15 protein-coding genes are annotated in these 21,781 nt (G+C 53.4%); 2 read left to right on the plus strand and 13 right to left on the minus strand.

Features of this window, described 5'->3' with window-relative positions; genetic code table 11:
* Positions 1–266: 266 nt before the first annotated feature.
* From secD to ABVT36_RS06025, 3 genes are all read right to left on the minus strand, one after another.
* On the minus strand, positions 267–2,786 hold the full coding sequence (gene secD / locus ABVT36_RS06015) for a protein translocase subunit SecD (RefSeq protein WP_368455740.1): 2,520 nt from the start codon (positions 2,784–2,786) through the stop codon (positions 267–269).
* Positions 2,787–3,459: 673 nt separating this feature from the next.
* Positions 3,460–5,640, minus strand: coding sequence for a malate synthase G (locus tag ABVT36_RS06020; protein ID WP_368455741.1), 2,181 nt, complete (start codon positions 5,638–5,640; stop codon positions 3,460–3,462).
* A 176-nt stretch (positions 5,641–5,816) separates the two neighbouring features.
* Positions 5,817–6,752 carry a LysR substrate-binding domain-containing protein gene (locus ABVT36_RS06025; protein ID WP_367151991.1) on the minus strand — a complete coding sequence of 312 codons (936 nt, stop codon included), beginning with the start codon at positions 6,750–6,752 and terminating at the stop codon, positions 5,817–5,819.
* A gap of 114 nt (positions 6,753–6,866) precedes the next feature.
* Between ABVT36_RS06025 and aceA the strand changes: the two genes are divergently transcribed.
* Both aceA and ABVT36_RS06035 read left to right on the plus strand, forming a co-directional pair.
* On the plus strand, positions 6,867–8,201 hold the full coding sequence (aceA, locus tag ABVT36_RS06030; protein ID WP_368455742.1) for an isocitrate lyase: 1,335 nt from the start codon (positions 6,867–6,869) through the stop codon (positions 8,199–8,201).
* A 779-nt stretch (positions 8,202–8,980) separates the two neighbouring features.
* Entirely contained in the window at positions 8,981–10,795 is a 1,815-nt protein-coding gene (locus ABVT36_RS06035) for a M4 family metallopeptidase (protein ID WP_368455743.1), read from the plus strand.
* A gap of 315 nt (positions 10,796–11,110) precedes the next feature.
* Here ABVT36_RS06035 and ABVT36_RS06040 read toward each other — a convergent pair whose 3' ends face one another.
* From ABVT36_RS06040 to ABVT36_RS06085, 10 genes are all read right to left on the minus strand, one after another.
* On the minus strand, positions 11,111–12,481 hold the full coding sequence (locus tag ABVT36_RS06040; protein ID WP_368455744.1) for a hypothetical protein: 1,371 nt from the start codon (positions 12,479–12,481) through the stop codon (positions 11,111–11,113).
* A 784-nt stretch (positions 12,482–13,265) separates the two neighbouring features.
* The gene (locus ABVT36_RS06045; RefSeq protein WP_368455745.1) at positions 13,266–14,138 is read right to left on the minus strand and encodes an NAD(+) kinase; all 873 of its coding nucleotides are present in this window, start codon (positions 14,136–14,138) and stop codon (positions 13,266–13,268) included.
* Positions 14,139–14,942: 804 nt separating this feature from the next.
* Positions 14,943–15,338 (minus strand): glycine zipper family protein, encoded by a 396-nt coding sequence (locus tag ABVT36_RS06050; protein WP_367151984.1) that lies wholly within the window; start codon positions 15,336–15,338, stop codon positions 14,943–14,945.
* A gap of 472 nt (positions 15,339–15,810) precedes the next feature.
* Entirely contained in the window at positions 15,811–16,491 is a 681-nt protein-coding gene (locus tag ABVT36_RS06055; RefSeq protein ID WP_368455746.1) for a hypothetical protein, read from the minus strand.
* Positions 16,484–16,999 carry a DUF2878 domain-containing protein gene (locus ABVT36_RS06060; RefSeq protein ID WP_368455747.1) on the minus strand — a complete coding sequence of 172 codons (516 nt, stop codon included), beginning with the start codon at positions 16,997–16,999 and terminating at the stop codon, positions 16,484–16,486. Before ABVT36_RS06060 ends, ABVT36_RS06055 begins: the two co-directional genes overlap by 8 nt.
* Positions 17,000–17,008: 9 nt before the next feature.
* Positions 17,009–18,274 (minus strand): class I SAM-dependent methyltransferase, encoded by a 1,266-nt coding sequence (locus ABVT36_RS06065; RefSeq protein WP_368455748.1) that lies wholly within the window; start codon positions 18,272–18,274, stop codon positions 17,009–17,011.
* Positions 18,271–19,044, minus strand: a complete 774-nt coding sequence (locus ABVT36_RS06070; RefSeq protein ID WP_368455749.1) for a DUF1365 domain-containing protein — start codon at positions 19,042–19,044, stop codon at positions 18,271–18,273. Before ABVT36_RS06070 ends, ABVT36_RS06065 begins: the two co-directional genes overlap by 4 nt.
* Positions 19,044–20,291 carry an NAD(P)/FAD-dependent oxidoreductase gene (locus tag ABVT36_RS06075; RefSeq protein ID WP_368455750.1) on the minus strand — a complete coding sequence of 416 codons (1,248 nt, stop codon included), beginning with the start codon at positions 20,289–20,291 and terminating at the stop codon, positions 19,044–19,046. Before ABVT36_RS06075 ends, ABVT36_RS06070 begins: the two co-directional genes overlap by 1 nt.
* Entirely contained in the window at positions 20,291–21,067 is a 777-nt protein-coding gene (locus ABVT36_RS06080; protein WP_368455751.1) for an SDR family NAD(P)-dependent oxidoreductase, read from the minus strand. Before ABVT36_RS06080 ends, ABVT36_RS06075 begins: the two co-directional genes overlap by 1 nt.
* Positions 21,067–21,501 (minus strand): nuclear transport factor 2 family protein, encoded by a 435-nt coding sequence (locus ABVT36_RS06085; RefSeq protein WP_368455752.1) that lies wholly within the window; start codon positions 21,499–21,501, stop codon positions 21,067–21,069. Before ABVT36_RS06085 ends, ABVT36_RS06080 begins: the two co-directional genes overlap by 1 nt.
* Positions 21,502–21,781 lie beyond the last annotated feature (280 nt).

Below are 21,781 nucleotides of genomic sequence, written 5' to 3' on the forward strand. Positions count from 1 at the left end.
GCGGCGTTTTGACAACCGGTGTTTTCTAGTTCTGTCATTGAAAAAGCTCATGTACGTGAGCTCGACGGTCAATCAGCAACTACCCGCAGAACGAGCGGTTGCTGAACTATAGAAATAACCTGTATTTATCCGACAGATGCACTATTGGAATCTGATACCCAGCCAACTCCCAGGATGGGTTGGCTGGGCATACCGACTCTTCTAATAGGTTACTACCGCAAACTAACCAAATGCTAGACTTTTCTTCGGCAGGTTCAACTGCTGTCCTAAGGCATTTGCTCCAATTGCGCCCGGATCTCATCGGCGGTCGGACGCAACTGGGACAACCCTTTTTTTAATCTACGCTGCCCAAGGTAGTACACAATAGGTGCTGCGACAAAAATAGAGGAACTTGTGCCAATAGCAATTCCAAACAGCATTGGCAATGCAAAGCTGGCCACGGCAGCTCCTCCGGCGATCGCCATTGGCAGCAGCGCTATAAAGGTGGTTGTAGAGGTGAAAACTGTCCGCGTCAAGGTGGAGGTGATACTCTCATTGAGTAATTGCAGGAGCGGTTTATCCGGCGTTTGTCTCAGGTTTTCCCTGACCCTATCAAAAACAACCACTTTGTCATTGATGGAGTAACCCATCAGGGCCAACAATGCTGCTACTGCCGTGAGGTTAAATTCCACACCGGCCAGCACAAAAAAACCGATTGTCTTGGTGAGATCCAGGGCAATGGTCAGGATTGCTGCCAGGGCAAAGTGATACTCGAAACGCATCCATAGATAAGCCAGCATACCAGCGCCAGCCAGCAGTAATGTCAAAATAGTCGCATCAGAGAAATTGCCACTCACCTTGGACCCGACCATTTCCACACGGGGGAATTTGGCCTCAGGCGAATCCCGCAGCACGGCTTGTTTTAGCTGCTCCACGGGCAGACCCGTGGCGACCTCATCATCCCCCTGCCCTGCATTACCCAATGGAACACGAATCAGGTAATTTCCGCCACCCTCGCCAAATTCCTGGATGGCTGCATGGTTGAAGCCCTGCTGAGTCAGGGTTTTTCTCAGGTCCTCGACGGAGGTGTTCGGCGCCTGAACCTCTACGAGGGTTCCACCGCTAAAGTCAATCCCGTAGTTCAGCCCTGGATGGATGAAAAGTATCACTGCAGATAGGGATAAAACGACGGATAGGGCAAGTCCGGCAATCCGCCCTCTCATAAAATTAATGGTTTGGCTGCTCAGCCGATTGATAAGTTGGATACCAGGGAGCTGGAACGGGCGCCGACCAGCTTTACGCACACGCCACTTCATCAGGGGTCGTGTTACGGAGATGGCTGTAAACAGGGATGTCAATAACCCTATGCCGATAGTCACAGCAAAACCCCGTACCGGGCCGCTGCCAAACAAAAACAACAGGCTGACGGCGATGAGGGTGGTAAGGTTGGAATCCACTATGGTGCGATAGGCCTGCTTGAATCCTTCCTCGAATGCTCCGTAAGCTGACCGACCCTTGCGCCCCTCCTCCCGAATACGTTCATTGATGAGTATGTTTGCATCCACTGCCATGCCGACGGTGAGGATAATTCCCGCAATACCCGGCAGGGTGAGTGTTGCCCCCAGTACACTGAGAACCCCGAATACAAGGCCGACATTAACACCCAACCCCAGGCAAGCGATCAATCCCCAACGGCGATATACGGTTAGCATGAAACCGATAACCAGCACTGCGCCAATAAGACCTGTGGTTATCCCCATGGCAATGGAGTCCCTGCCAAGGTCCGGGCCCACAGTGCGCTCTTCAATGACCTTCAATGGTGCAGGCAGTGCCCCAGCGCGTAACAGTACGGCCAGATCGCCTGCCTCGCCGGAGGTAAAGGACCCGCTGATTTCTCCGCTACCCCCAGCAATTACACCGCGAATCACCGGGGCCGTGATGACACGGTCATCCAATACAATAGCCAGTGGACGACCAATATTTTGCCTGGTCATGTCGCCAAAGAGCCGGGCGCCCTCTTTGTCGAGCCGAAAGTTGACCACTGGCTCTCCCGTTTCCGGGTTATAGGCTAGCCGCGCATCGGCGATGTGCTTGCCCTCGAGGGCAACCCGCCGTTCCAGCTTGTAGGGTGCTCCATTCTTACCCGCCAGAGTGATGGTGCTGACATGAGAGTTGGAACTGCTAGGGGCGGCCCAGTGGAAGCTCATTTTTGCAGTAGTACCCAGGAGCTGACGGATATGCTGTGGATTATCTACACCGGGCAACTGCACCTGGATACCATCTGAGCCCTGGCGGGTAATACTCGGCTCCACCAAACCCACTTCATCCAGGCGTTGCCGTACCACCTGAAGACTACGCTCCACGGCATCAGCGGTCAGGCTGTCGCGATATGCGTCAGTAGTTACAAGGGCAAGCTGTCCATTGTCTCTATCAATTGAATAGGAGGAGGCATTCCCTATGGATTTAACAACATCGCGGGCAATAGACTCTAAATCATCCAGACTTACCGAGCCTTTGGGGGCAATATAAATAGCCTTCTCAGTAGTTCTTGATAGGCTGTAGTCAAGCTGTGCGCCGTGCAGAGCTGTGCCAATTTGCTCTGCCAATTGCTCGTTCTTACTTTTCAGCAGATCCCGCGTATCCACTTCCAAAAGCAGATGCGATCCACCGCGCAAGTCAAGCCCCAGAGCCAGGGTATTGGCTGTGTACCAGTCGGGCAGTTTGCCGATAACAGAGTCAGGTAAAAGGTTGGGTAGCGCACTGAGCAGGCCCAGAAAAATAGCCAGGCAGTACGCAACCGCTCTCATAGAGAGGAATTTCATGGGTAACCCTCATAAGATATTTGTGCCAAAAGCGGCCAAATCTAATTTGTATAGAAAATTGAAAACAGAGGATTAAACTTGTGGCGGCTCGCGTGGGGACGGCAGTTGGTAGCGGATTATTCCCGTAAACTGGACATTTGTGAGAAAGGGGGAATTGAGTGGGAATAAATAGGGGTCAAATAGGCTTGTAGCAGTTACGCCTGCCCAGCAGGGTTGGTCGGGACTGTCGCCGGAATCGGAAAAAAACTTGCCTTTGCGAACACCGGGCCGGACACGTAAATCGCTGCCAGCACCGGCTAAAACCTGCTGTGCCCCCTGGCTGGCGAATACCGGCGGTGCTATTCCGTTTCTGTGGTCCGGCAGATTTACAGCCCAGACAATCAATCCACAAAGGACCAGGAATCCCAAAGGAATAGTCCATTGAGAAGGGACTCTGCGGATAATTTGTAATAGCTGTGTAGAGACCATATGGAATCTGGAGTGCTAGCTTTCTAGACACTCACTATGGGGGCGCCGGTCACCGAAATCAATAGGCGGTCAGCTTTGTACGGGATTGGCCGAAAAGGGCCCACAATCCTTCTGGGTTGCTTTCAACCAGTTGATTTTACGCTGTTTTCCAATAGGCCCTTGTGCCGGGCTGGTCTGGCTAAAGTGGGGTTTAACGCCCCCCTTGAATCGCCTTGAATTCTCTGCGCCGCCGGTGCAGAACCGGTTCCGTATACCCGTTGGGTTGTGAACAACCCTCCAGTACCAGTTCACAGGCAGCCTGGAAGGCGATGCTCTGCTCGCAGTCCGGTGCCATATTGCGATAGCCCGGGTTACCCGCATTCTGCTGATCCACCACCGCTGCCATGCGGCGCATGGTCTGCATCACCTGCTCGCGATTGACGATGTCGTGGCGCAACCAGTTGGCAATGTGCTGGGAGGAAATGCGCAGAGTGGCGCGGTCCTCCATCAGGCCCACATTATGGATATCCGGTACCTTGGAGCAACCGATTCCCTGCTCCACCCAGCGTACTACATATCCCAGAATCCCCTGGACATTATTGTCCAGCTCCAGCTGTATCTCCTCTGCGCTCCAGTCGGGGTGGTCCGCCACCGGCACCGTGAGGATATCGTCCAGTTTGGCCCTGGCCCGTTGGGTCAATTCCTCCTGGCGCTGGTCGACGTCCACCTGCAGATAGTGCAGCGCGTGCAGGGTGGCCGCCGTTGGGGACGGCACCCAGGCCGTGTTGGCACCGGCCAGCGGATGGGCGATCTTTGCCTCCATCATAGCCGCCATCTGGTCCGGGACGGGCCACATGCCCTTGCCGATTTGAGCCCGACCCCTGAAGCCCGTCGCCAGGCCCATATCCACATTCCAGTCCTCGTAGGCGGCAATCCATTTTGACTGCTTCATGTCGCCCTTGCGAACCATTGGTCCGGCCAGCATGGAGGTGTGGATCTCATCACCGGTACGATCGAGAAATCCGGTGTTGATAAATACCACGCGTTGCCTCGCTGCGTGGATACAGCCCTTGAGGTTGACGGTAGTGCGCCGCTCCTCATCCATAATTCCCATTTTGATGCAGTTGCGCTCCAACCCTAGCGCGTCCTCAATACGGTCAAACAGGGTATTGGCGAAATGTACCTCTTCCGGACCGTGCATCTTTGGCTTGACGATATAGATGCTGCCAGTGCGGGAGTTCTTCATCTCCCCTGCCCCGCGCAAATCGTGTAGGGCGATCAGGCTGGTAACCATAGCGTCCAGGATACCTTCGGGCACTTCCCTGCCATCGCCATCTATCACGGCGTCACTGGTCATCAGGTGCCCTACATTACGCACCAACATCAGGCTTCTGCCGGGCAGTGTGATGCAGGTACCATCCCGTCCCGTATATTCGCGATCCGGATTCAGCTTGCGCAGCAGGGTTTTGTCGCCCTTGCGGATTGATTCCTCCAGGGTACCCTGCATCAAACCCAGCCAGTTGCGGTAGACGGCCACCTTGTCCGCCGCGTCCACGGCCGCAACGGAATCTTCACAGTCCATGATGGTGGTCACCGCCGCCTCCATCAGTAAGTCCCTGATTCCGGCGGGATCGGCTTTGCCCACGGGGCTGTCGCGATCTATCTGAATCTCGAAATGAAGGCCGTTGCGCTGCAGCAGAATAGCGCTCGGCTCACTGGGATCTCCATTGAAGCCGATAAACTCACCGCGGCGCTTTAAAGTCGCCACTTCCCCATTGCGCAATAGGGCTTCCATCAACAAACCATTGACCCGGTACTCCACCACGTCGCGGTGACTGCCGTTGGTAAGCGGCACCGACTGATCGAGAAAATCCCGGCCAAACTCGATTACCCGCTCACCGCGCAAGGGATTGTAGGCAGCGCCCCTTTCCGCACCGTCCGCCTCACTGATTACATCGCTGCCGTAGAGTGCGTCGTAGAGACTGCCCCAGCGGGCATTGGCCGCATTCAGCGCATAGCGCGCATTCATCACCGGAACCACCAACTGCGGTCCCGCCACAGTGGCCATTTCCGGGTCCACCTTGTCCGTGGAAATTGTGAAATCCCCAGGCTCGTCCAGGAGGTAGCCGATTTCCTGCAGGAAGCGCCGGTACCTGTCCAGATCACGAAAAGCACCGGGATTTTCCTCGTGCCAGCGGTCGATGGTTTGCTGCAGTTCATCCCGCCGCTGCAGAAGGGCGCGGTTGAGCGGAGCCAGATCGACCAGTATCTTTTCCAGAGCGGCCCAGAACGCTTCGGCACTGACACCGGTCCCCGGTATCACTTCATCGTCAATCAGTTTCTGCAGTTCTGATGCCACACGCAGATTGCCGATTTGAACGCGTTCTGTCATAGCAGTGTCCTTGGTTGGGGAAAACTTCTGTTGGGAGAACTCCGGGCATTCTACACAGTGGGTTGTTTATAGCGTTAATTTATAGATCGAATCTCCGCCATTCATTTTCTGAATTTTCACCTCTCAAAGCAGAAGCACAACAACGGGTGGGTCCCAGTGTCGCACTCCGCGAACCACTACAACTGGCGCGCCGTATCCAGAATCAGCCGGCGCAGCCAGCGGTGCGGTGCGCTTTGCTGGAGCAAGGGGCTCCAGGCCATCTTCAACTCCAGCGGAGGAATTTCCAGTGGAGGGTCGCGGCGCACAATGCGTGGGTTGTCGCGGGCCAGTTGCGCCAGTCGCGTGGGTACCGTCACTATCAGGTCGCTCTGCTCCGCCAGCAACATAGCCACCTGGTAGTGGCGGGTAAAAACAGCGATTTCACGTTTCTTTCCCAGCCGCGCTATGGCCTCGTCCACCCAGCCCAGACGCTGCACATCCTCCGGGTTCACACCGACGCCGACCCCCATCCCGGTCTTGCTCACCCAGATGTGCTGAGCGGCCAGATAACTGTGCAGATTGTAGTCGCGAAGAATGGGGTTATCCGCCCCCATGACGCAGGAAAAAGCGTCCTGCCAGACAGTGGCCTGGTGGAAACTCTGCGGCATACTGTCGAAACGGTTGATCACCATATCCACCTTGCCCTGCTCCACATCCACAAAGCTCACATCGCTGGGGGTCATAATATCCAGGCTGATACCCGGAGCCAGCTCTCGCAGCTGGGTCAGCAGCGATGGGATCAGTGTCGACTCCGCATAGTCGCTGGCCATGATCCGAAAAGTCCTGCGCGCCTGTTGCGGCTGGAAATCCCGGTTCGGCTGAATCACACGGTCGATACAGGCCAGGGCTTCGCGGGTCATAGGCTGCAGTTCCAGCGCCCGCTCGGTGGGCATCATGCCCTCCCTTGTGCGCACCAGCAAAGGGTCGCCAAAAAGCTCCCGCAGCCGCTTGAGGCCGTTGCTCATGGCGGGTTGCGACAGGCCCAGGTGATTGGCGGCACGGGTGACATTGCGCTCCCGCAGCAGCACGTCCAGGTACACCAGCAGGTTGAGATCGGCTCTTTCCAACTTCATAACATATTTGCCAAACTAATAGCGAAGATAACAATAATAAATTAGGCGAATTATGCCAGCATGCCTAACATAATCAACACTTATTCGCAGTCACAGTTTCGAGGAGAGTGAGAGATGACCACTGGCAGTTATGAGCGCAATGCGGAAATCGCGGCCATCGACAAGGACTGGGCGGAGAATTTCCGCTGGCAGGGAGTCAAGCGTACCTACAGTGCCGAAGATGTAGTACGTCTGCGCGGCTCCCTCAAACGCGAAAACACCATCGCCCAACACGGCGCCGAGAAGCTCTGGCAATTGCTACATGAGGGTGGCCGCCCCTCCTATCGCCCCGACAAGGATTTCGTCAACGCCCTCGGCGCCCTGACCGGCGGCCAGGCGGTACAACAGGTGAAAGCCGGTGTGCAGGCCATTTACCTGTCCGGCTGGCAGGTGGCAGCCGATGCCAATACCTCCGAAACCATGTATCCGGACCAGTCCCTCTATGCGGTCGACTCTGTACCTTCCGTCGTGCGCCGGATCAACAATGCCCTGGAACGCGCGGATCAGATTCAGTGGAAGAGCGGTAAAAACCCCGGTGACGAAGGCTATATCGACTATTTTGCGCCGATAGTGGCAGATGGTGAAGCGGGTTTCGGCGGTGTTCTGAACGCCTACGAGTTAATGAAAAATATGATTCGCGCCGGCGCCTCCGGTGTCCATTTCGAGGATCAGCTGGCGTCCGTGAAAAAGTGCGGCCATATGGGTGGCAAGGTGTTGGTGCCCACCCAGGAGGCTATTCAAAAATTGGTCGCCGCGCGGCTGGCGGCCGACGTCGAGGGCGTAGCCACCATCCTGGTGGCCCGCACCGACGCCAATGCGGCCGACCTGCTCACCTCTGACTGCGACCCCTACGATGCCCCCTTCCTTACCGGCGAGCGCACAGGTGAGGGTTTTTACCGGGTCAAAGCCGGCATTGACCAGGCAATAGCCCGCGGCCTGGCGTACGCGCCTTATGCAGACCTGTTGTGGTGCGAGACCGCCACTCCGGATCTGGCCGAGGCGAAAAAATTCGCGGAAGCCGTTCACAAGGAGTACCCGCATCAGCTGCTGGCTTACAATTGCTCGCCCTCCTTCAACTGGAAAAAACACCTGGACGATACCACTATCGCCAAATTCCAGCGGGAGCTGTCGGCAATGGGTTACAAATTCCAGTTCATTACCCTGGCAGGTATCCACAATATGTGGAACAGCATGTTCAACCTGGCTTATGACTATGCCCGCGAAGATATGTCCGCCTACATAAAGTTACAAGAAAAGGAATTTGCCGACGCAGACAAGGGCTACACATTTGTAGCCCACCAGCAGGAGGTCGGAACCGGCTACTTCGATGATATGACCAATGTTATCCAGGGCGGCCAGTCTTCCGTAACCGCCCTGACCGGCTCAACTGAAGAAGAGCAGTTCAAGTAAATTCCGATTGCCAATTTCTATACTGTGATTGGGCCGCTGTGCGGCCCTTTTTTTCTTGCACTCCGGCAATAGATGTCGCGGCCATTCAGAAGGCAGCCTTGGCTTTTACCACAACCTAACCCCTACCATAGATAAACTGTTTGCCACACAAAAAATACATATAAATCAATAAATTAAGAGCGGTTAATGAAAAATTTATTAACTATGTATAGCTTCTACATAAAACGAAGTCTTAGTGACAGGAATCGGAGCTCCCAGATTCGTAGCTCCCGAAATACCGCAGAATCAGAATGAGTTAATTGTCTTTAAAAATCTCCGATGCACTTTCATCCGGTGCCGCCACTTCCCTAAACCAGCCACCCCAATTAAGAGGCCAACCAGGCTGGTGGCAAATTGAAATAAAGGGACCAATTAGAGTCCCAAATGCAGGATAAGTATTGCAGTTTTGTGAACTAATTCGCAAAAATTGGGAGCAATTCATAAAAAATTCACCTTTTTGTCATAGATGGCGATATCCGTAGTAACCTTATGCCGTCCGGAGATACCGGGCATGTAAATCTCTAGGTTTAGAGAAAGTGGAATGCCATAGCAGTCAGTTGCTCTCTTCCCAGGCATTCCGGTTCGTCTTCTGCATTCTGACCATTCCAGCGAGCCGGCTTTTTCGGGCTAAGCTTTGTCATTTTTGCGCAAGGATTTAAGCGCCTAGTTAGTATTGCCATGGGGTATTCCCCTGCCCGCAGGGCCCGGCAAATACACAAGCACATATAGGGAAATATCAAATGAAACAGCTTTTACTTGGGATTACCTGTTCACTGGCCTTAGTTACCAGTGTCCAGGCCGCAGATAAAGTTCCAGCGACTCCGGATATGCTGCCTGCACAGACGGGGGCTGCGGCGAGATCCGATGTCAGTCTGGAAAAGGTGCGCAGTCGCACCTTAGCCGATGGCCGGGTTGTTACCCGCTACCGCCAGACCCATCAGGGAATACCGGTATGGGGCCAGACGGTTACCGGTTCGAGCCTGGGCTCAGCGGTAAAGGTTACCGGCAACGTAGTCACAGGGCTCGCTGTGGAGCTTCCCTCTGTGCAACCATCACTCCCGGCTCGCAACGCGCTGGAGCGGGCTATGTCCAGGGCGATCGACAACCGCCTGCAGGAGGGTTCTCTAACAGGGGCCCTGTCGGTACCGGCCCTGCGGCTAGCCGCGCGGAACCCGAACCAGCGATTGTATATTTATCTCGACCAAAACAACCGTTCCCGCCTCGCTTACCTGGTCAATTGGGTTGAGTATGGCGATGAACCTTCAAGGCCCTTCTATTTTATAGATGCGCGCACTGGCGAGGTATTGGAGCACTGGGAAGGCCTTACCTTTGCACAGAATGCCACCGGCCCGGGAGGTAACGAGAAGACCGGTCGCTACCTCTATGGCACCGATTTCCCGCCAATGGTTGTCGACGATAGCTGCCGTATGAGCACCGACAATGTGGAAACCGTCGATATGGATAACCGCACCAGCGGTGGCTCTGTATTCCAGTTTAACTGTCCATTCAATGATTACCGCTTTATCAATGGCGCCTATTCGCCTCTCAATGATGCGCACTTCTTCGGTGGAGTGGTATTCGATATGTTCAGCGACTGGTATAACACCTCACCGCTGACCCAAAAGCTGCGTATGCGGGTCCACTATGGTAACAGCTTTGAAAATGCCTTCTGGGATGGCCAGCAGATGACTTTTGGGGACGGCGCCAGCCGTTTCTACCCGCTGGTCAGCCTGGATGTGTCGGCGCACGAAGTCAGCCATGGTTTTACCGAGCAGAACTCTGACCTACAGTATTTTAACCAGTCCGGTGGCGTCAATGAGGCTTTCTCGGATATAGCCGGCGAGGCGGCAGAGTACTATATGCGCGGCAGCAATGACTGGCTCGTGGGTGCGGAAATTTTCAAAAGCAGCGGTGCCCTGCGTTATTTTGAAGACCCCACCCGAGATGGACGTTCCATCGGCCACGCCAGTGACTATTTCAACGGCATGAACGTGCATTACAGCTCCGGGGTTTTCAACCGGGCCTTCTTCCTGATCGCCAATAGCAACGGCTGGGATACCCGGCAGGCATTTGATATTTTCGTACTCGCCAACCAAATGTACTGGAGCCCCTCCTCCAGTTTTGTCAATGCGGCCTGCGGTGTGGTATCTGCCACCAACGATCTGAACTATGACCTAACCGCTGTGACTGCAGCATTCGACACCGTTGGTGTGTCCACAGCCAGCTGTGGCGGCGGTAACCCGGGTGGCGGTGTTCTGGTCAATGGTGTACCGGTGACAAGTCTCTCCGGCACAACCGGTGACGAAATTTACTACACTCTGACAGTGCCTGCCGGTGCCAGCAACCTGGTTTTTCAGATGTCCGGTGGCAGTGGCGATGCGGACCTCTATCTCCGCTATGGTGCACAGCCTACGACAGGCACCTACGATTGCCGCCCCTATTTCGTGGGCAATAATGAAACCTGTAGTTATTCCAACCCCCAGGCCGGCACCTATTATGTAATGGTACGTGCTTACAGCAGCTATTCTGGTGTCTCCCTAATGGGTAGTTTTTAAAAGAGGTGGCACTATTAAACTGGCAACTCAATAAGTTGTCGAATTAATAAAAGGGGCAGCCAATGGTTGCCCCTTTTCAATTGGATAGCATTCGGCTGCTTTGTAGATGGGTAAATAGCGCCAGTTTAGAAAGCTGTGATTGACTGGTTTAACTTCCAGCCGGTCACACGTTTACCAACCAGGTCTTTGACTGGATGTGCAGAAAAATAACAAATTTTGGAAGTTCTCGCTGGCGGCGCCGTAGTGCGACGCCGCCAGCAACTATTGGGACATACCAAAGCTTAAGTAATTAGCTCATCCCGTTAGATTAAGAATCTAGGGCATGACAATATAAGTATCTTCCTGGAACGGTACCGAATTGACTTCCAGACCATCAACTTTGAACTCAAGGGGCCTATTGGTGGGGATATCACCATATAGTCGATACTCACCTCTAGCGTTGGTAAAGGTCCGGTACTCAACATCTCCAGCGGTTACCACCACCTCTTTAGAGCTTAAGGGCTGGCCCGAAATACTTACCAACGACCCCTGAAATGGTGGGACTCCCCCTGGGGGAATTGGCACGAATGCAAAAGTCTTATAGATAACATCATAGTAAACCTGCATAGCGGTTGGTCCGGTGTAACCAAAAGATGGCCCACCGACGGTTACAGAAGCTGATTCTGAGGTGCCGGATGAGTTTGCCCGGGTATCAGAGTCTGTCCAGGTCCACTTGCTCTGCTGTGATATGTTCAGTGTAAATAGGTTTTCGAAACCAACACTGCCACTTTGCGTCATTCCTACAGTGTATTGATTCGTGACTGAAGACGAGGAAGAGCTTGTCTGGCCGAATGTAGCCGTAAAACTCAGTGTGGAAACCGGATCGTTGGCCGCGTAAGGCGGCTCATAGGGAAAGGTCGTGTAAACTGATTTATAACGATTTGTATCCAATGGGATGGATGGATCAGCCAGGGGATTGGCCTTTAAAATTTCCGGGTAATCCGCTGTAGTGATTCCATAAGCCTCCAAGCGGTCAGTTACCCCTGGAGGCATTTGGCTCGGATTTTTTAACCAGCCCACGTACACATATTGAAGATCCATTACCTCAGAGTTATCAATCGTCCACTCCCCTGCATTTGGGGTCATCGTCATATTCACTTTGGGTCCAAGCCAAAGCCAGATTTGATCGCGATTATGGTCGATACCATCGACGGATGGACCTGCTCGACTAATTGACAGTGATGCTGATTTTTTAATATCCATGGACTCACTATTCATGGAATTTACGCCGAAGCCCCAACTGCCACCTATACTTCCACCACTGCCAAGAACGCCGCCTGAGGCTGTTACTGAAACCGAATAGCTGTTATTAAACGAGTTGCTGGCTGAAACTGTGGACCCAAGTGAGCTTGATAGTCCGTAATTGACAGAGCTGCTACTGCCGCCCCCCTGCGTTCCCGGTGGAGCATACACAACCGTTAAAACCTTATATTTGGGCACGACATCGCCTGTATATTCCTCCGGGGGCGGAGTGATGCATGGCCCAAAAAAACCGTTAGTACCACAAACCTTATACCCTTGAACCCCATTGACTGAGCAGCTTGCAGTCCACCCGGCAGGAGTACAAAAGGCGTAAACCTGTGACACTGCACCAAACAAACCGATTATTAAAAACAGGAACCTATTTCTTATCTTTGCTCTTATCATTACGCACTCCGTTTAATCTATAAAATGCCTTTGCGCTACCTATACAGCAATCTATTTGAACTGCTACTGATATGAAATTAAATCCAAGATAAAAATTTTATATAAATAGTCAAACCTGTATTTTTATCTGTCATCCAGTAAGCATTGAGCCGAGAAAAAACATAAAATTTTATTTAAAAAAAAGATATTTTATTTTGTGATGAAGGTCGCATTTTTGGCATTAAAAGACAAATTCTTTAGTAACTAGCAGGATGACCAGATTTAGAACCGGTGCTTTGTGTAAAAGCGTAGAATATAAGACGTCGATTCTCACAGGGAAATCATCAACTACATGACTATTTGTAACTGTATGCACTATGAAATATTTCTTGTTTTTCCGCACCAATTCTTCTTCTACACAAAATTCATAGTCATTTGCACTTCTGAAATAAATTCCTATCCCTGGCGTATTCCATAAATACAGTTATTGGTCTGGTAACCATTAAATTTCCAGGTTAAAAAACACAAGGAGATTCCACCGCAAAGCGGAAGCCGGTTGTACTCTTAGAAAAGCCAGCGATTCAGTGTACTTGTGTAGATCTTTAAGGGCGACAATCCAACAGGTACAGGATCATCGAATGAGTTGTAAGGCTGGTAGAAAACCTATAAGTGCTGGAGTATTGTCAAATAACTGTGCTCTCAGGGAGTCCCTGGGAGTATTTACGTCCTGAGCAGATTCAATAATTTACCGACCTACCCTGGTCGCAGACATAGCCTTGTAATCCTATAGCCTGGAAGCAATTGTTTAGTTATTCTGCCAATTCAACTTGGAGCGGCAGGTCTCATAAAAATTGTGGTCGATTGGGTGAATCAATGTCAGTCTATGGGGTTTCTTATGTATGCGAATAATATCGCCAGGCTCGGTGATTATCTGGTCGTGTCCGTCACAAGTAACATGCGGCTTGGCGCGGTTGTGTTCGCCGATAATAATCTTGAACTCACTGCTGCCCTCAACAACAATCGGACGGCTGCTGAGCGTGTGGGGATTGAGCGGAACCAGGACAATGGCGTCAAGTTTCGGATGCATGATCGGACCGCCTCCGGAAAGAGCATAGGCGGTGGAGCCGGTAGGCGTGGACACAATCAGGCCGTCTGAGCGCTGGGTGTATACGAATTGACCGTCGATATAGAGGTCAAATTCAATCATACGGATAAATTCCCCCGGGTGTAAAACCACATCATTTAATGCAGAGCCCTTTCCAACCGGCCTGCCTTCCCGGGTGACAGTCACATCCAGCAAAAAACGGCTCTCAGCCATATATTTGCCAGCAAGCACTTCGTCTACTTTCTGTTCAATCTGATCCGGAGTTATATCGGTGAGAAAGCCCAGCCGGCCGCGGTTGATACCCAGGAGTGGCACGCTGAACTTGGCAAGGGCACGGGCGGCGGTTAGAAGGCTGCCATCACCTCCGACAACGATCACCAGATCGCAGAGCTCGCCCAGCCTGTCTTTGGGAGCTATACGCAGATTACCGGCGGACACGACAGCGGCGGTTTCCTGTTCCAGCACAATGGCATAGCCTTTGCGCTGCAAAAACGCCATCAGGCGTTTCAGCGAAACAACCGTATCTTCATTTTCAGTGCGGCCAATTAGACCGATATTTTGGAATTCCGACACAGCTACTCCAAGCAGCCCCGATTCGTGGGCCCGGCGACTGGCAGTATTTACACTCTCCACTTGCTTAATCTTTGCACAAATGGAGAAGGCTTTCCCAAAAATGCGGCAGGCGATTATGCCTTAGCCAGGCACGGGAGTCGAATGCTGGCGCCGAGCCGCGGTATGCCGGTTTCCCCATGGTGTATATTTTTTGTACTACCGGTTCAGTTGAAAATCGCGCCTGTTTCCCGACCACTGCTGTCGAAAATTTATTCCTGGGCCGTTGCAAACCTTTCCCCCAGCCCGACTGGCCTTAGCCCGTAAAGGGGGAAACTGTATCCTATTGTAAGCTTCGCCTTGAAATGGATAATTCAAATCAAGAGCGAATGACCTCTATTGAGATTTACCTGACTCAATGTAATCATTGAGGACACCAGGGTCCCGATACCAGTTGGTGAATAACTGAAGAAATTCCGATTAACTGTCTATTCTCAGCGTGTCCGTCAAGCCGCGCCCTTCTTTAAGTGATTCGAATACTCTGACCAACTGTGCACCGGGTACCTATGTATCAATTTCAACACCTGGTTCTCGGCGCCAATTTTACTGCCGAAGGCAGTCGGTCGATTAACTGTCACAAATTTCTGCTAAGAAAATCAGGTTGAGTTTTTTCAGTGCCCTGGCAAACAGAAATGCGGATCTCCAGTTGCCGAACCTGAATTTAAGACAAAAAAAAGCCGAGCTTTGGGCCCGGCTGAATTCAAGTCCTGTGAGTCCCCGCATAGTTGCGGTCTGTATGACACTTTGACCCACTCAGGATGCAAAAGGTCAATTCAATACCCGATATCCGCGACCGCGCAGACAGTTTCTGACGATACTTTGTTCCTCAGCACCGGCACTCCCGACCCCGGAAACACCGCCCAGTATTGCGCCGGCTCCGGCGCCAGCCGCAGCAGCACTACTGGAATCGCCCAAAATGGCCCCGAGGGCTCCACCCAATACGGCCCCGCCGGCGGCTCTGGTTACGCCACGGCGACCGGCGTCACTGCCGGCGGCCACCGAAAGCCCTTTGCAATCCGCCAAGTCCATCTGGTACTGGCGCATGTTGACACCATAGGTATCAATCACTATCCCTCCGGCACCCGGCACCTGGTCTGGCTGTGATACACAGGCGGTAATCAGCGCGGCACTCAATCCCAGGCCACTCAGAAATCCAAACTTCATGACTGCACCTCACATGCGCACTTTCGGGCAAGCTCTCTGTGGAGTTGCCCTAATGTCGCCTCATTCAACTTAGGTTTAGACCCAAGAGGAACTTAGCGCCAGTGAGCGCCCGGTAAAATACTGACCATAAGGTTTCGAAAATAAGTATTTGGGACTCCAGCTAGGGCCTGTTGACACTAACGGAGTTGGCCCTGTTGTGACAGAAAAGGTGCCAATCGAGGCGAGAGGAGCGCGGTTTGGTTGTTCCAAATGAGCGACGAGCAACGAAGAGTGGCGCCTTTTTCTGCACAACCCGAAGGGCTGCCGCCGGTTTCCGCGCCCTGCGCGTTAGAAATTCCTTATGTGGACCCACCACACAGCGTAATTCCTGCCTTGCAGGTCACAAAAGCAGTAGCAGGGCTATCTAAGTTAGTGTGAACAGGCCCCAGGCGGTGACGCTTTACAGATAGGGGAAAAAGTGGAGAGGGCATTCTCAATAGGAATAGTGAATTGTCAGTCGCTGGCTGATGCCACTGTCACTGAGCAGATTTACCACTCCTTCAAACAATCGCAATCGACGGCTGGCTTTATCGTAAACCAGATACAAATCCCCGACAAAAATACGCAGTAGGGGCTGGGCAAGATCGACTTTCAGGCACAGGCTGGGAGTATCGCTCTCACGGCAGGGAATTTTCCGGGCGCGCAACTTTATCGATCGACCATGTAGAGGCGATGCAAACTGAAATTGGACTGTACGCCCTGCCGCGAGGTGCGCCCACTGCTCGCGGACGAAAACATCGAAACCTGCATCGGCAACATCGACATCCCTGGCACTGATCAGTGAAAATTGCCAGGGGGCAGTGGCATTCTTGCGGTAAGCCAGCTTCAACCGTTGCCCCTGAAGAGATATTTGGCGCTCCTCACCCTGGCGAATATCGTGTTGCTGGAACTGTGGCCGCGTATTGTCAATTCCGGTCACGTATTTTTCGGCAATCTTATGTCCGCTCGCTGAGTAGTAGAGCACCCGCCGGCTGTTGTTTACCGAGGGCAGATGATATTCGCAGTATTGAATTTCTCCACTGTCAAGACTGGTGGCCACACCAGTGGCGTAAACTGCACCTTCATAAGTGCATAGCGCCGCCGTCATTGCCAGGCTGGCCGCAAGGTCAGGCATACCCTACCCTGCTGAATAAGGAGCCCCGTGCGAGCCAGGCCACCAGTGGCAGAAACAGAGCCCAAACCAGGGACAATACGGCAAGTGACAGTACTACAGGCTCGCGAAACATTACTGTGCCATTGAGCCAGGCGCCCATATAATAGCTGAATGGCCCAGCGACTCCCCCCACAGCAGCCGCAAGCCAGAGGTTTTTTTGCAGAAAAAAGAAAGCGTAGCGCAGGGCCATGGCGAAATTCACCCACAGGAGAAGCAGCCAAAAAGGCGGGAATTTCGATCCGTCAATATTGATCATAAGGCCCTGGGAAAATAGGAAGCCATCGATCAGAACCCCGAACACCCAGATCATCCCCACCCATAAAAATTCATGAGGCAGGTTGGCGATAAAGCGCAGGTGCACATAGAGATTCAACAGGGTAAACGCGCACACCAGAGCTAGATTATCCACCAATACACACAGGGGCCAGGCGATATCAAACAGTAGTGCATTGACCAAAATACGCCACATGGATTTTCCCTAAGGTGTCTTGTAATCCGGTTTGGCGAATACAAACTGGGCGGACCCAATCGCCCGCTCAAGAAATCCCCCCTCACAGTAGCACAAGTAAAACTCCCACATGCGTACAAACTGCTGATCAAACCCCTGTCGATGCACTTCATCCAGCTTGTTCAGGAAAGCACTTCTCCAGGCATTCAGGGTGGCGGCATAGTGCAGAGTGATATCCTCGAACCCCAGCATCTGCATATCTGTGTCCTCGCAGATATGCTTTGCAATAATGGCGTTAGAGGGTAGGCAGCCCCCCGGAAATATATAGCGTTGAATAAAGTCCACTTGGTCTTTGTAGCGGTCAAAGCGTTGGTCCCTGATGGTGATCGCCTGCTTTACCATCAATCCGCCGCTTTTCAGCAGGTGGCTGCAATGCCTGAAAAAACGGTGGTAAAACCGGTGACCCACGGCTTCTATCATTTCAATGGATACGAGCTTATCGTACTGACCACCGAGTTCCCGGTAGTCTTGCAATAGCAAATTGATCCGATCTGCGAGCCCTTCTCGTGCCACCCGGGCTCGTACATATTCATACTGCCGGCGGGAAATCGTCGTGGTGGTAACCCGGCAACCATAGTGTTTGGCGGCGTGAAGTGCCATACCGCCCCAACCGGTGCCAATTTCCAGTAGGTGATCCCCGGGTTTCAGCTGCAGCTTCCGGCAAATCTGGTCGAGTTTATACTGGGAGGCCTCCTGCAGCGAGGCATCGGGCCGGGGAAAAACCGCCGATGAGTACATCATCGTTTCATCGAGGAACAGGCGAAAGAAGTCATTGCCCAGGTCATAATGCGCGGCGATATTTTTGCGCGCCCCCTTGCGTGTGTTGGCATTAAAGCCATGCAGAAGCCGCAATATGAATTTGTTGGCCGTGCTCCAGCGGGAATCGATATTTTCCAGCAGTTGCATGTTGGACACCATTAACCGGATAACCGCCACAAGGTCCGGGGAAGTCCAGGCGCCCTCCATATAGGCTTCGCCGGCGCCTATAGTCCCATTAAGTAAAATCTGCACATAGGTGCTCTCGTGGTGGACACAGATATGAGCCGCAATTTCCGCGTCCTCGCGGGGCTGCCCAAAGGACAGGGGCTCTGCCCCCGCCTCCTCCACCAGCAGATTGCCTTTCTGAATAGCCGCGAGTTTTCCCAACACCAGGCGCCGCGCCAACCGACTGAGCCAATGATTCGCAGCGGTTTTATCCTGCTTGCGCGCAGGTGTCTGTAGTTCTGCGGATTTCATCGGCGACTGTCTCCTGCTTCAGACCCCAATGGGGAACCGGGATGCGTGTGAATGGGCACGCGTTTGAGCCACAACCTCAGTGCCTGCCAATAGATGGCAGAGATGACTTGTACGGTCATCAGCGGGTAGCGGATCAGCGCCCTCCTCAGAGATACTGCTGTGGCTTCCTCACGCTGGAGGGCGAGAGTTGCATCAAAGATCCGCTCGCCCTGCTGAGTGCTCTGCAAGTAAGTTGTCAGACGATGGCCGGGGGTAACACTGCGCCACCGGTATCCCTGCTCCATAGGCATAAACGGCGAGACATGGAATTTCTTGCAGAATTTTGCTTTTTGTACCCGACCTTGCCCACGACAGTCCAAAAGGTAACTGTGGCGCTCCTTCCATGGCGTATTGTGAACGTCCAGCAGAATCCACTGCACTTCCCTGCCCGTGGTATCAAAGCAGTAATAAACACTGAGGGGGTTCATGTTGTAACCGAAATACCGCCAGTTCGCCAATAGCCGAATGGGACCCTCCGGGCGAACCCCACATTCCTGCTCCACCCGGCCGCGCACCGCTTCCTCCAGGGAAACTTTCCCGTCACCATAGAAGTCGGCGCGACAAAATCGCGCCGGTGCCCAGCCACCCCGTGACCATAGGGGTGTCAGGGAGGTCAATAAATCCAGTTCCGCCAGATCCAGATACACCATAAACACTCGATAGCGAAACTGATGCGGCCTGGGGGCAAACCGCCGATGCTGAACCCAACCGGCGTAAAGTGCGCTTTCCATTACAAGTCGACTCCCAGCGCCCTGGTCACCCGCAGGGCACTGTTGACTCCGTCTTCGTGAAATCCGTTGGCCCAATATGCACCACAGTACCAGGTGCGATTCACTCCATTAATTTTTCCCCATGCTTTTTGCGCCTGCATACCAGCGATGGAAAATTGCGGATGAGCATATTCAAACCGGTGTAGAATCCTGCCCGGCTCTATATTAGATTCAGAATTTAGTGTCACACAATAGGTCAGTTTAGCGTCCAGTCGCTGTAGAATATTCATGTTGTATGTCAGGACCGGTAACTGTGTGTCTCCTTCCTGCAGACGGTAATTCCAACTGGCCCAACTGCGGCGATAGCGGGGTAGCAGGCGACAATCCGTGTGCAGTACCACAGAGTTTCGCGCGTATGGAATGGCGCCCAGCAGCTCGCGCTCTTCCCTGCTGGGGTCCCCCAGACAGCGGAGTGCCTGGTCGGAGTGACAGGCAAGCACTACCGCGTCGAACTCCATCTCTTCGCCCCCTGCCAGCAAGGATACCCCATCAGGTTTGCGCAATACGCTTTGCACCGGAGTGGCCAAACGTACCCTGTCCTTGAAGGTGGCCACCAGTGGCTCGATATATTCGCGGGAACCACCGCGAATCACCCGCCATTGAGGGCGGTTAAAGAGGTTCAGTAAGCCGTGATTAAAGAAAAAACGCACGAAAAAGCTGGCGGAAAATTCCAACATCTGCTTTGTGCTGGCAGACCAAATGGCCGAGCCCATAGGCACCAGGTAACGCCAGACAAATTCCTCAGAATAGCCATTCTGTGCCAGGTAATCACCCAGGGTCAGCTGCTCATCCAGCTTGCCGGCATGCCAGTCACTGACCGCCGAGCGGTTAAAACGCAGAATATCGCGCAGCATGCGCCAGTGCCCCGGCCTGAACAAGTTTGATCGCTGCGCAAAAAGGCTGTTGAGATTGTTGCCCGCATATTCAAAATCATCCCTGTCAGAGCAGACACTAAAACCCATATCCGTGGGTTGGGAAGCCACGCCCAGCTGGTTCAATAAGTGAATGAAATTTGGATAGGTCCAGTCATTAAATACGATAAAACCCGTATCTATGGCCAATGTACGACCGTCTTCCTCCACCTCGACAGTAGCGGTGTGCCCCCCCAGCCGGTCTTCGGCCTCAAACAGAGTAATATCGTACCGCCTATTCAATAAGTAGGCGGCGGTAAGACCGGCTATACCGCTGCCCGCTACAGCTATGCGCATCAAGATTTCCTTAGTGATCGAATACGTGTCAATCTCGGGGCGCAGTAACGGAGCCAGAGGGCGTCGAAAAACCCCAAAAACCGCAGTGGCCAGCTGAGTCTCAGGGGAAAGTCGATAACCCGCCGACCGCGCAGCAATCCGTGCTCAATGCGCTCGGCAGCTTCTTCCGCAGTCATTAGCAACGGCATTTGGAAATCGTTCGCGCGGGTTAAGGGGGTATCGATAAATCCGGGGCGGATGTGTACCACCCGCAGTGGCAGGCGGGATACATCCGCTCGCACCGAATCCAAAAAATATCCCAGTGCCGCTTTGGATGCGCCATAAGCCTCCGCGCGGGGAAATCCCACCACGGAGGAAAGGCTTCCCACCGCAGCGAACACCGGTGCCCGGCTGCCCGCCAGAAGTGGCAGCGCCGCACGCAGGCTATTCACGACACCAAAAAAATTGGCATCGAAAACGCGCCGGTAACTGGCTGCGTCCAGCTGCAGGCCGTCGTCGTATTCGCAGGTTCCCGCACAGGCCACAACCAGGTCCAGGTTATCCGTGAGCCCCGCCAACCTGTGTCCCACGGCATCCATAGCTTCATCCTGAGTCACGTCGCACTCCAACACCCGAATACGCGTTGGCGCCGACTGTTGCAGCTGCCGCAGCGCATCGGCATTTCGGCTGCTGACAATCACGAAATTGTTTTGTGATACCAGTCGCAGTGCCAGTGCGCATCCTATACCCGAACTGGCGCCGGTTATCCACACGGACTTGTCACGAATTGCGGCCATTATTGGGGTCCCTCCCCGGCTATACGGGATTTCACGCCTCGCACCAAGCTACCCAGCAGAGGCAGCCGTTCGTATACCATTGCCCCGAGGTCGTAGAAGTCCTCATGGTAATAAACCCGATGCTCAAATCGCAGCAGGCTGCAGCCCCGTAAACTGAGGGTCTGCCCAGCATTGAGTCGCGGATGGGCATAGTGCATCTGCCAGGGCAGGCAGGCCTCGTCGGTACCGACAACCGCATCGTCGAACTGGAATCGGCAGGTAATCATTCTTGCGCTCATACTGGCGAAATAATCTTTCAGAGCCGCCAGCCCCTCCACCCGGTGCAGAGGGTCACAAAAAATTACCTGTTGCGAATAGAGTTCACCCAGGCAATCCGGGTCAACTGCCAGAAAGTCGGTATAGTATTGCTTCAACTGTGTTATCAGCTTGCTCATGGAGTAATTCCCGCTGCTCTGTGTGCCGATACGGCGCGCTTGCCGCTTTGTTACGCTCTCCCTAACCAAATGGATTCACTGCCAAAACTAGGGCCTGTTCACACTAACTGAGATAGCCCTGCTGCCACTGGTTTTGTGGCCTGCAAGGCAGGAATTGCGCAGTGTGGTGGGTCCACATGAGCAATTTCTAACGCCGCAGGGCGCGGAATCCAGAGGCAGCCCTTTGGGTTGTGCCCGAAAAGGCGCCACCCTTCGTTGCTCGTCGCTCATTTGGAGCAAC

The sequence above is a fragment of the Microbulbifer sp. TYP-18 genome, from assembly GCF_040932045.1.
In the GTDB taxonomy this organism is placed as follows: Bacteria; Pseudomonadota; Gammaproteobacteria; order Pseudomonadales; family Cellvibrionaceae; genus Microbulbifer.

Excerpts from the sequence above, each read along its gene's own strand:
- secD (WP_368455740.1), bottom strand. The coding sequence starts at position 2,786 with ATGAGAGCGGTTGCGTACTGCCTGGCTATTTTTCTGGGCCTGCTCAGT.
- ABVT36_RS06020 (WP_368455741.1), bottom strand. The coding sequence starts at position 5,640 with ATGACAGAACGCGTTCAAATCGGCAATCTGCGTGTGGCATCAGAACTG.
- ABVT36_RS06025 (WP_367151991.1), bottom strand. The coding sequence starts at position 6,752 with ATGAAGTTGGAAAGAGCCGATCTCAACCTGCTGGTGTACCTGGACGTG.
- aceA (WP_368455742.1), top strand. The coding sequence starts at position 6,867 with ATGACCACTGGCAGTTATGAGCGCAATGCGGAAATCGCGGCCATCGAC.
- ABVT36_RS06035 (WP_368455743.1), top strand. The coding sequence starts at position 8,981 with ATGAAACAGCTTTTACTTGGGATTACCTGTTCACTGGCCTTAGTTACC.
- ABVT36_RS06040 (WP_368455744.1), bottom strand. The coding sequence starts at position 12,481 with ATGATAAGAGCAAAGATAAGAAATAGGTTCCTGTTTTTAATAATCGGT.
- ABVT36_RS06050 (WP_367151984.1), bottom strand. The coding sequence starts at position 15,338 with ATGAAGTTTGGATTTCTGAGTGGCCTGGGATTGAGTGCCGCGCTGATT.
- ABVT36_RS06055 (WP_368455746.1), bottom strand. The coding sequence starts at position 16,491 with ATGCCTGACCTTGCGGCCAGCCTGGCAATGACGGCGGCGCTATGCACT.
- ABVT36_RS06060 (WP_368455747.1), bottom strand. The coding sequence starts at position 16,999 with ATGTGGCGTATTTTGGTCAATGCACTACTGTTTGATATCGCCTGGCCC.
- ABVT36_RS06065 (WP_368455748.1), bottom strand. The coding sequence starts at position 18,274 with ATGAAATCCGCAGAACTACAGACACCTGCGCGCAAGCAGGATAAAACC.
- ABVT36_RS06070 (WP_368455749.1), bottom strand. The coding sequence starts at position 19,044 with ATGGAAAGCGCACTTTACGCCGGTTGGGTTCAGCATCGGCGGTTTGCC.
- ABVT36_RS06075 (WP_368455750.1), bottom strand. The coding sequence starts at position 20,291 with ATGCGCATAGCTGTAGCGGGCAGCGGTATAGCCGGTCTTACCGCCGCC.
- ABVT36_RS06080 (WP_368455751.1), bottom strand. The coding sequence starts at position 21,067 with ATGGCCGCAATTCGTGACAAGTCCGTGTGGATAACCGGCGCCAGTTCG.
- ABVT36_RS06085 (WP_368455752.1), bottom strand. The coding sequence starts at position 21,501 with ATGAGCAAGCTGATAACACAGTTGAAGCAATACTATACCGACTTTCTG.